This is a genomic window from Methanobrevibacter sp., from assembly GCF_045539575.1.
Taxonomy (GTDB): domain Archaea; phylum Methanobacteriota; class Methanobacteria; order Methanobacteriales; family Methanobacteriaceae; genus Methanocatella.
The window spans coordinates 1-9,478 of the sequence record NZ_JAZQFM010000010.1; the positions used below are offsets into that span (position 1 = coordinate 1).

Here is a 9,478-nt window from a genome sequence, read left to right on the forward strand (position 1 = left end):
CAAACCAACCCAGAAATAATAAAGAAATTATACAAAACTAAAAAAGGAATTCTGACATTCTTAGACTTCCAAATGCAAAATTGGACACAAAAACATATAAAAATCAAATAAGCCTATAAAATTTTACAGACTCAAAAAAAGGAAAATATAACTCATTGTCACATAATTTTGGCATAATTGCTAAACACATCACTTAATCTAAAAAATATTTAAATTTTAAATGAAAAAAATGACAAATAAACTATTGACTAAAATTTAAACTGAGGAATACCATGGTGGATAATTCAAACTGGCAAAAAGACAGAATTGTTTTAACTCCGACAAACCTGTACATGGAGTACATATTATTAAGTTATAATAATTTTTTGAAGGACAAACTGAATGATGTTGAAATCACTTACGGCGAGTTGACATACATCTACAACATCAAATTCTTCCCATTAATTTCCCAAAGAGAATTGGCAGAAATCTTATTCGTTTCTGAAGCGAATGTTGCCAAAATGGTAAAAAAATTGGTCAGAAAGGGAATTGTCGAAAAGAAAAAGGATGAAAACAACAAAAGCCGAAATGTTCTTAAATTGACAGACAATGGAGAAGAGCTATTCGTTAAAATTAACATCATTACATGCGGATGGGAAAGAGAAATCACCAAAAATTTATCCAATGACGAATTTTTCAAATTTAAGGAACAGCTATATGATTTTGTCAAAGAATCCACCGAACTGAAATAAAGTAACCTTTATATATTACCTCCCTTAAAATAAATAAACAAGTCTTAACCAAGTTAAGTCTTTTATAAATTAACGAGGTAAATACAATGTCAATATATGATTTTGAAGTAAAAGACGGTGACGGAAACATGGTTTCCCTAAGCCAATTCAAAGACAAAGTACTATTGATTGTTAACTCTGCAACAGAATGTGGTTTCACCCCACAGTACACCGAGTTAAATGAAATTTATGCCGAATTCAACGAAGAAGGTTTTGAAATTTTAGATTTCCCATGCAACCAGTTCGGAAACCAGGCACCAGGATCAACCGAAGAGATTGCAGAGGTCTGCCGCAACAAATGGCTGGTTCCATATCAAATTTTTGACAAAATTGACGTTAACGGAGAAAATGCCGACCCATTATTTGAATACATCAAAAACGAACAGCCATTCAAGGACATCACCGGAAAAGGCGCAACCAAATTAAAACTTGTCCTAAAAGCAATGGACAGACACTACAAGGACAACAACGACATCAAATGGAATTTCACAAAATTCCTTGTCGACCGTGAAGGAAATGTTGTAAGAAGGTTCGAGCCTACCGAAGACATGGGCGATGTAAAACAGGCGATAAAGGATTTAATTTAAATCCTATTCTTTTTTTAAATATAATTACCAAATAATATTTAGAGGTAATTAAAATGGACAAATATGACATTATCATTATTGGTGCAGGACCTGGCGGCCTGACTGCAGGAATATATGCCGGAAGGCAGGGAACAAAAAACCTGATTATTGACCGTGACCTTGCAGGAGGCCTTGGCCGTGAAGTTCCGGAAATGGAAAACTATCCCGGCTTCGACAACATTTCAGGCCTTGAGCTGATTGAAAAGATGAAAGCACAGGCAACAAAAAATACAGAGCTTCACGAAATGGAAGAGGTTCTGGAAATAACACAAAGCGATGATGAATACAGATTCACCGTCAAGACCAACAATGGAGAATATCTCTCAAAAACAATAATACTTGCAACAGGAAGCTCCCACAGACACCTTGAAGCCAAAGGCGAAGAGGAACACAAAGGAAAAGGAGTAAGCTACTGCGCCACATGCGACGGATTTTTCTTTGCAGGCCGTGACATAATCATGGTCGGAGGGGGAAACAGCGCACTTCAGGAAGCGCTATACCTTAAAAACCTTGGAGCAAACGTCACTCTTGTTCACAGAAGGGATGAATTCAGAGCCCAAAAACACCTGCAGAACATGATAAGGGAAAAAGAGATACCTACAATCATGAATGCAACCGTTGAAGAAATCAAGGGAGACATGCTTGTTGAGTCAGTTACACTTAAGGACACCCAAACAGGAGAGTTAAAAGACATCGAAACCAATGGAGTCTTCATCAGCGTAGGTTATCTTCCCCACACTGAACTTGCAAAACAGTTAGGTGTCGAACTCGACGAGACAGGCCACATAATCATAGATAAAGATCAAAAAACAAATGTTGATTACGTCTATGCAATTGGTGATGTGTGTGTTGGTCTTAAACAATGGGTTGTTGCGTGTGGAGAAGGTGCAGTTGCTGCAACTTCAGCCTACAACGACTTGAATTAAACTTTTTTTAATTATAGCGTTCTTTTAAAAACATGTAAATGAAGAATGCTATAAGCAACACCACTATTACAGGCAACAGCCACATGAATATTTTCAAAATCACTACTGCCACCAGAATTGCAACTATTATAAATACTAAATCTTGAAATTCCATAGGAATTGATTTATTTGATATCATATAAATATTTTAAGTGATTTATATGAAACCGAAACAGAAAGTTGCATTAATCCTATCAGTATTTTTCATTGCGGCATTGATTATTGTTGCATACGGTTTCTATGCCGAATCAACAGCAATATATGATTTTGGCGAGTTTTCAATTAAAGCGCCCCGCAACTGTGAATTTGAAGATGTCACCTACCAGTATTCATCAGACCCAAATATGGGAAGCGTTTACAGATGCAAGAGCATTGACCTTACAATCACCAGTTTCAACAAGCAATATGTCGAGAGTTCATACCGCGCAAATACAGGAGAAAGCATTGACTTTTCAAAAGAAGTCCTGCAGGACATTATCAGCGTGAGCGACCCTCAGATAAACAGGATATCCGATACCACAACATTATTCATATCAAATACCCGAGTCAGCGGCCAGGTCGACTGTGATGTCGCAGGAGTTTACAAAGATGATGACCATTTAATCATTATTGAAGGTGGAGATATAGAATTTATTGAAAATATTACAAAATCCATTGAGATTAATGATAACTATAATAAATAAAAAAAACAAAACTAATTTCATTATATTTTCATGGAGTATAAAATGACTATTATAGTAATCAACAATAAGGGACAATACAATCATAGAATTCAAAGAAGTTTGCAATATCTTCAGATTCCATCCGAACTGGTTTCAAATGATCTCTCCATTGAAGAGATTGAATCCAAAAACCCTATCGGATTGATATTGGGTGGAGGACCTTCACTTGAAGGTGCAGGTAACAGTGAGGAATACATTAAGCATTTCGACATTCCTATCCTTGGAATATGCCTTGGACACCAACTGATTGCAAAGGCATATGGCGGTGAAGTTACAACTTCAGATACTGAAAGCTATGCTCAAGTGAAAATTAATATTAAAAATGAAGAAAACCTATTTGAAGGATTGGCCCCTGAAATGGACGTTTGGTCTTCACACAAAGATGAAGTCAAAACAATCCCTGAAAATTTTGAAATCCTGGCCAGTTCAAATCTATGCGATGTTGAATCCTTTAAGCATGTTGATAAGGACGTTTATGGAATCCAGTTCCATCCGGAAGTCCACCATACTCCAAAAGGAGAAATTATCTTTAAGAATTTTTATAAAATCTGTCAAGGTGTAAATAATGATTGATAATGCAGAAGATTTAGCGACTAAGGCACAAGACAACAAGGCTGGTTTAAAAAGACAATACGTAAACATCCCTATTGGCGATGAAGAATATGGATTTAGAATTTCCGGTATTGGAGCCAAATCCGTAAAACTAGAAAAATTTATAAAATACGATGATATCTTCGAAGCCATTGAAGCTGGTAACGACAATGGTCTTGAAGCTATGATAAAACAAATTATTGAAGATTACGAAGAAGATGAGGAATAATAATGTTAAGCCCAAAAGAATTTATTGAGGACGCAATCCAAAAAATCAAAGACCAAATCGGTGATGAAAAAGCAATCATCGCATTGTCCGGAGGAGTGGACAGTTCAGTATGTTCAGTTCTTGTTCAAGAAGCAATCGGTGACAATTTGACTGCAGTATTTGTAGACCACGGTCTTTTAAGAGAAGGAGAAGTGGAACAAGTAACCGACACCTTCAAAGACAGATTAAATTTCAAGTTTGTAGACGCTTCCGACGAATTCATGGACGAACTCGCAGGAGTTGAAGATCCGGAAGAGAAAAGAAAAATCATCGGAAGAGTATTCATAGAAGTGTTCGAAAGGGAAGCAATCAAATCCGGAGCAAAATTCCTTGTACAAGGAACAATCGCACCTGACTGGATTGAAACCAAAGGAGAAATCAAATCCCACCACAACCTTGCACTCCCAAGCGGAATGGAACTGGAATTATGCGAACCTATCCGTGACCTTTACAAGGATGAAGTAAGGGAAATCGGTGACGAGTTAGGATTACCTGCAACAACAGTCTACAGGCAACCTTTCCCAGGACCTGGTCTTGGAGTTCGTGTTGTTGGAGCACTTACAAGAGAAAATGTTGAAATCTGCAGAAAAGCAAATCACATTGTCCGTGAAGAAATTGAAGGCGCAGGAATCAACAAGGATGTATGGCAATACTTCGCAGTCCTGACAGACACCAAAGTTACCGGTGTTAAAGGAGACCAAAGGGACTTCGGATATCTTGTAGTCGTCAGAGTGGTCAACTCAATCGATGCAATGACAGCATCAGTTGCTGAACTTCCATGGGAAGTTGTACAGACCATCTCAAAAAGAATCACTTCCGAAATTTCTGAAGTTACACACGTTGCTTTATCCGTCAGTGATAAACCACCTGCAACCATCGAATTCTGTTAAAAAATACTTTAATTAGTATTTTTTATTTTTTTACTTTTTTTAAAACCATGAAAACCACAAAAAATGCTTATTTGGCCAAATTGACTGAACAAATACAGATGAAATCCGTCAATGTTGGAAAAAATCTCGAAGGAACCACCCCGCCATCAGTGTTCATCGGAAGATGGTCCTATCCTAAGGTGTATGCCGGACCTATGATGAGTTCACAGATGGGGGACACTCACATCATGGATTCCCCTGAGGACTGGATTGGTCAAAACAAGACCCAGGATGAAATCATAAACTACAGGATGAACCTGGTTAGGGGAAAACAGCTCATTAAAATTGACGATTTGGAAAATCCTTTCGTTGAAAAGCTGCAGGACATATCCCTTGCATCAAAGTCCATCGACAGTGAAGCTACATTCGGAAGAAGACCTACAGGATCCATGCTTACTGAGGACAGCATGCCTCACGGACCAAGTGCGGTCATCGAAAAGTTCGACATCGATGCGGTCAGATGGGACCACCAATTGGAAAAGACATTCTATGATACCGACCTGAAGGCAACTGAAGCGGTACTCAACCTCCACAACAAGGACGTGCCGTTTACCGCAATGCAGAAGGCATTTTCTGTTGGTGCAATCGGAACAAAAGACAAAAGAAGACTTGTTCCGACACGCTGGTCAATTACAGCATGCGATTCAACCCTTGCCGATGAGTTTTTAAAGGAAGTGCGAAAATTCGAAAGACTGGACACCTACAGGGTATTCGAATTCGGGGCGCTTAACAACTATTACATAATAATTCTCACACCGACCGAATGGCAGTACGAATGGTATGAGGCATTCATCAAGCTCATGAAAAATGAGGAACTGATATTTTCAGATTATGAAACAAACGGCGGCAAAAAGGAATACTCAAGAGTTGGCGGATGTTACTACACCGCAAAGATGGCAGTTCTCGACTATCTCATAAAAATCAAAAAGCAGTCCGGACTAATCATATTAAGGGAAGCCTATGACGGATATGTTCCGCTGGGCGTGTTCAACGTCAGGGAAAACATCAAGGAAGCAATGATGAGACCATACCTTGAATTTGAAACACTTGAGGATTGTCTTAAATACTCCGGAACCAAACTGAGGATTCCTATCAGAAGATACGTAAAGCAGGGAACTCTTTTAAATGAAATGCTTCACACAAAGCAAACCACATTGGATATGTACTTTAAAAAGGGATAATATGTTCAAGTTTAAAACTCCTTCACAAAAAACATTGAAAGCTATGTCTGAAGTTGCAAAGGGCAGCGACAGAACAGATTATGAAAGCGAAGCCGTCTCAAGAATTTGTGAGCTGACATCACATGAAAACGCAAGAATTACCTCAAGCGGAAACAACAGCATATTCATTACGCTTTCAGCTATTGAAGGAGACATCATCGTTCCCGACCAGGGAGGATGGCACGGATTCAAGCAGATTGCAAAGTTTTTAAACAAAAATATTGTAACCCTGAAAACCGATACCGGACTAATCAATCCTAAATACATTGACGATTTGGAAATTAAGGACAATTCAGCATTGATTTTTACAAGTTTTGCAGGATACTGTGCGGAGCAGGACACAAAAGAGATTTCAAGATACTGCAGAAACAATGGAATCACAACCATTGAGGATGCATCCGCAGGAGTTGGAGATAGAAAAAAACTGCTTGGAAACGGAAATCTTTCAGACATTATCATCGCATCCACAGGTTCACCGAAAATAATCAATGTCGGAAGAGGAGGATTCATCTCCACAAATGATTCCGAAATTTTTAAAAGAACTTCACTTCCACAAAAATTAAGCAAAACTTCTCAAATTGTATGTGCCGGTATATGTAGCGAACTTGAGAATGTTGATAAAAAACTAGAACTTTCATTAAATGCAACAAACTATGTAAAAAACAGTATAGAAAATACATTACATGCAAATAAAAGAGGCATCAATGTAATTATTCCGCACAGCAATGCAAAAGAGATAAGTTGGAATTTGAAAAAGCAGCTGACAACTGACAAAAGCGGATTCATCACAACATGTCCGAACTATAACCGCGTGAAACAAAAGGCAATTGCAATAGAAATAAAGAATCTGTCATATGACTGCCTTGAAAGGCAACATCTTGACAAAATCATAGAAGCGGTTAATAGTCAACTGTAAGTCTGGTTATCCTATCTATTATCAAGTCTTCCAAAGGCATCACATCATCATCAATGCCATATATCTTTTTAATTTTATCCTCATCAGCCATCAAGACGCTGTCGTCAGGAGTGAATATTTCAGACAAATCATCCAAATGATCATCACTGTTAATCAGCACTGCGCAGAGGTTCATCTCACCTTCCGCCAAACCTAAAATCTTAAATGCCTTGGAAATCTGGCGCTGAGCTGAACATCTCAAAACTATTTCAACACTGATGTCCTTGGCCAGGTTTTCACCTCGCTCAAAGGCAAGGAAAGCCTGATTGACACCATGAATTATATGATTGCGGCTGACCACCGCATCCGCATTCAGAAGCTGGATTATTCCACCATCTTTTTTAAAACCGTCAATTAAATCAAGAGTTTCTCCAACTGAGTTAATTGTCGCCTTGAAACCAAAAATCTGTATATTATCCATATGCATGTAACCACTAATCCCTAAGCAATCTGTTAACACCTGCAATGTAAGCCTTTACACTGGCGTTGATAATGTCAGGCTCAGTACCTCTGGCAGATACTACCTTATCCCCTTTCTGAAGCTTGATTATTACATCAATGAATGCGTCGGTACCTCCGGTAATCGCATCTACGTGATATTCAATCAAGTTTATATCTTTAAAAATATCCAAAGTCTTGAGCGCATTGATTGCAGCATCCACAGGACCTAAACCGACACCTGCGTTGAGAATTTCATCATCATCAACAGTTATCTTGACTGATGCTGTAGGCATTACCTTGTTACCTGAAACGATAGTAAGCTCGTCAAGCTTAATCCTGTCCTCATGGTTTATTTCCAGAACATTGTCTGCAATAACCTGAAGATCAACATCGGTTACTGTCTTACCCTTATCGGCCAGTTCCTTAATGTCACAGCATATCTGCTGAAGCTGGTCCTCATTGACGTCAAGGCCCAATTCCTTCAGGCGGGAATTCAGGCCATGGGTTCCCATATGTTTTCCTATGATGAACTTGCGCTTGCGGCCGACAAGTTCAGGAGTCATCGGCTCATAAGTAGCGGAATTTTTTATAATTCCATCTGAATGAATTCCTGATTCATGTGCAAAAGCATTTTCACCTACGATTGCCTTGTTCGGCTGGATATAAACACCAGTCAATCTTGCAACCAGTTTGGAAACGTCATAAATTTCATTGATCTTGACATTTGTGGAAAATTGTGAAAACAGCCTGTCTATACTTACAACGGACTCTTCAAAGGAAGTGTTTCCTGCCCTCTCACCAATACCGTTGATGGTAGTGTGAATTTCAGATGCGCCACCCTTGATGGCGGACAATGTATTTGCAACAGCAAGACCAAAATCATTGTGGCAGTGACATGCTACAGGAACATTAATATCACACAATTTGGAAAACAAATCAAAAGAGAAATCAGGAGTCAGAATACCTACAGTGTCACACACGCAAATCCTGTCGGCACCATGGTCAATTGCATTAACATAAACATTCCTCAAAAAGTCAATGTCGCTTCTTGATGCGTCCTCAGCTGACAACTCCACAATCAAGCCATGATCCTTACAGTAATCAACTGCATTATTGGACATGTCCAAAAGGTCTTCACGGGTTGTCTTGAGTTTGTCTTTAATATGTAAATCTGATGTAGGCACCACTAAATTGACACCGTCCACATCACAATCCAAACAGTAATCAATATCGACATTTAAAGGTCTTGAAAAACTTAAAATTTCAGCATTGAATCCCTGAGAGGTAATCCCCTTAATGGATTCCCTTTCACCTTCTGAAGTGATGGCAGACCCTGCCTCAATATAGTCTATGCCAATTTCATCCAACTTATTGGCTATTCTGAATTTTTCTTTAGCAGTTAAAGAAACACCTGGAGTCTGTTCCCCATCTCTTAAAGTAGTGTCTAATATTTTAATATTCATCAAATCACCTAAAAAAAATGCAATATTGGTATTATGTAAAAGAAAAATATTATAAAAAACAGATAAAAATAAGTAAGTAATAATTGTAATAGAGAAAGCTTGCAGCGAAATGAAATTCCCATAGAAAACCATAGTACACAAACAAAACACAAAAGGACTTCACTACTGGGATCGAAACGAGACCAGGTATAACCCCCATGCTATGACCGCAATACTTATACTATTACAAATGAGTATGAAAAATAAATTATAATAATGTGCAACTTTCACCCTTACTGTTAACACCTAACTAGATTATTATTAGACCATATATCACTTGAATAAAGCTCAATATTAGTCTACTAACAATTAAAATAATGCAAGCGAACAATTGGAAGCAGCGGACTCAACAACTCGGAAAAAAACCTCGAAGCTTACATCCCTACCCCATCAAACAAGTCTTCTACTCGCGTCCTAAGCAATCTATTTTCAGGGGATACCTCAGGCTTAGATGCTTTCAGCCTTTATCACCTAGCGCGTAGCTGCCCG

General features: G+C 38.4%; 12 protein-coding genes and 2 rRNA genes. 9 read left to right on the forward strand and 5 right to left on the reverse strand.

The window, feature by feature from the left end; translation table 11 throughout:
* Positions 1-272: 272 nt before the first annotated feature.
* From ACKI30_RS00935 to trxB, 3 genes are all read left to right on the forward strand, one after another.
* On the forward strand, positions 273-731 hold the full coding sequence (locus ACKI30_RS00935) for a MarR family winged helix-turn-helix transcriptional regulator (protein WP_407374764.1): 459 nt from the start codon (positions 273-275) through the stop codon (positions 729-731).
* An 86-nt stretch (positions 732-817) separates the two neighbouring features.
* The gene (locus ACKI30_RS00940; protein WP_407409099.1) at positions 818-1,357 is read left to right on the forward strand and encodes a glutathione peroxidase; all 540 of its coding nucleotides are present in this window, start codon (positions 818-820) and stop codon (positions 1,355-1,357) included.
* Positions 1,358-1,410: 53 nt separating this feature from the next.
* A complete protein-coding gene (gene trxB, locus ACKI30_RS00945) occupies positions 1,411-2,322 on the forward strand; it encodes a thioredoxin-disulfide reductase (RefSeq protein WP_407409101.1) in 912 nt (303 codons plus the stop codon).
* A 7-nt stretch (positions 2,323-2,329) separates the two neighbouring features.
* On the opposite strand, the gene ACKI30_RS00950 is transcribed toward trxB, so the two are convergent.
* Positions 2,330-2,476 carry a hypothetical protein gene (locus tag ACKI30_RS00950; protein WP_407409103.1) on the reverse strand — a complete coding sequence of 49 codons (147 nt, stop codon included), beginning with the start codon at positions 2,474-2,476 and terminating at the stop codon, positions 2,330-2,332.
* Between the two features lie 46 nt (positions 2,477-2,522).
* On the opposite strand from ACKI30_RS00950, the gene ACKI30_RS00955 reads away from it, so the two are divergent.
* From ACKI30_RS00955 to ACKI30_RS00980, 6 genes are read left to right on the forward strand one after another with little or no spacing between them, the layout of a single operon-like run.
* Positions 2,523-3,044 (forward strand): hypothetical protein, encoded by a 522-nt coding sequence (locus ACKI30_RS00955; protein WP_407409105.1) that lies wholly within the window; start codon positions 2,523-2,525, stop codon positions 3,042-3,044.
* A 42-nt stretch (positions 3,045-3,086) separates the two neighbouring features.
* Positions 3,087-3,656, forward strand: coding sequence for a GMP synthase subunit A (locus ACKI30_RS00960; protein WP_292740457.1), 570 nt, complete (start codon positions 3,087-3,089; stop codon positions 3,654-3,656).
* Positions 3,649-3,903, forward strand: a complete 255-nt coding sequence (locus ACKI30_RS00965; RefSeq protein ID WP_295162633.1) for a hypothetical protein — start codon at positions 3,649-3,651, stop codon at positions 3,901-3,903. The genes ACKI30_RS00960 and ACKI30_RS00965 overlap by 8 nt, the downstream gene beginning before the upstream one ends.
* Before the next feature lie 2 nt (positions 3,904-3,905).
* Positions 3,906-4,832, forward strand: a complete 927-nt coding sequence (gene guaA, locus ACKI30_RS00970; RefSeq protein ID WP_407409108.1) for a glutamine-hydrolyzing GMP synthase — start codon at positions 3,906-3,908, stop codon at positions 4,830-4,832.
* 47 nt (positions 4,833-4,879) lie between these two features.
* The gene (locus tag ACKI30_RS00975) at positions 4,880-6,052 is read left to right on the forward strand and encodes a hypothetical protein (protein ID WP_407409110.1); all 1,173 of its coding nucleotides are present in this window, start codon (positions 4,880-4,882) and stop codon (positions 6,050-6,052) included.
* A 1-nt stretch (position 6,053) separates the two neighbouring features.
* The gene (locus tag ACKI30_RS00980) at positions 6,054-7,007 is read left to right on the forward strand and encodes a DegT/DnrJ/EryC1/StrS family aminotransferase (protein ID WP_407409112.1); all 954 of its coding nucleotides are present in this window, start codon (positions 6,054-6,056) and stop codon (positions 7,005-7,007) included.
* On the opposite strand, the gene cgi121 is transcribed toward ACKI30_RS00980, so the two are convergent.
* From cgi121 to ACKI30_RS01000, 4 genes are all read right to left on the reverse strand, one after another.
* A complete protein-coding gene (gene cgi121 / locus ACKI30_RS00985; protein ID WP_407409114.1) occupies positions 6,991-7,467 on the reverse strand; it encodes a KEOPS complex subunit Cgi121 in 477 nt (158 codons plus the stop codon). The genes ACKI30_RS00980 and cgi121 overlap by 17 nt on opposite strands.
* A gap of 13 nt (positions 7,468-7,480) precedes the next feature.
* Positions 7,481-8,950, reverse strand: a complete 1,470-nt coding sequence (locus ACKI30_RS00990; protein ID WP_407409116.1) for a (R)-citramalate synthase — start codon at positions 8,948-8,950, stop codon at positions 7,481-7,483.
* 96 nt (positions 8,951-9,046) lie between these two features.
* Positions 9,047-9,164 (reverse strand): 5S ribosomal RNA (rrf, locus tag ACKI30_RS00995).
* Between the two features lie 136 nt (positions 9,165-9,300).
* Positions 9,301-9,478, reverse strand: a 23S ribosomal RNA gene (locus tag ACKI30_RS01000); the annotation flags it as partial.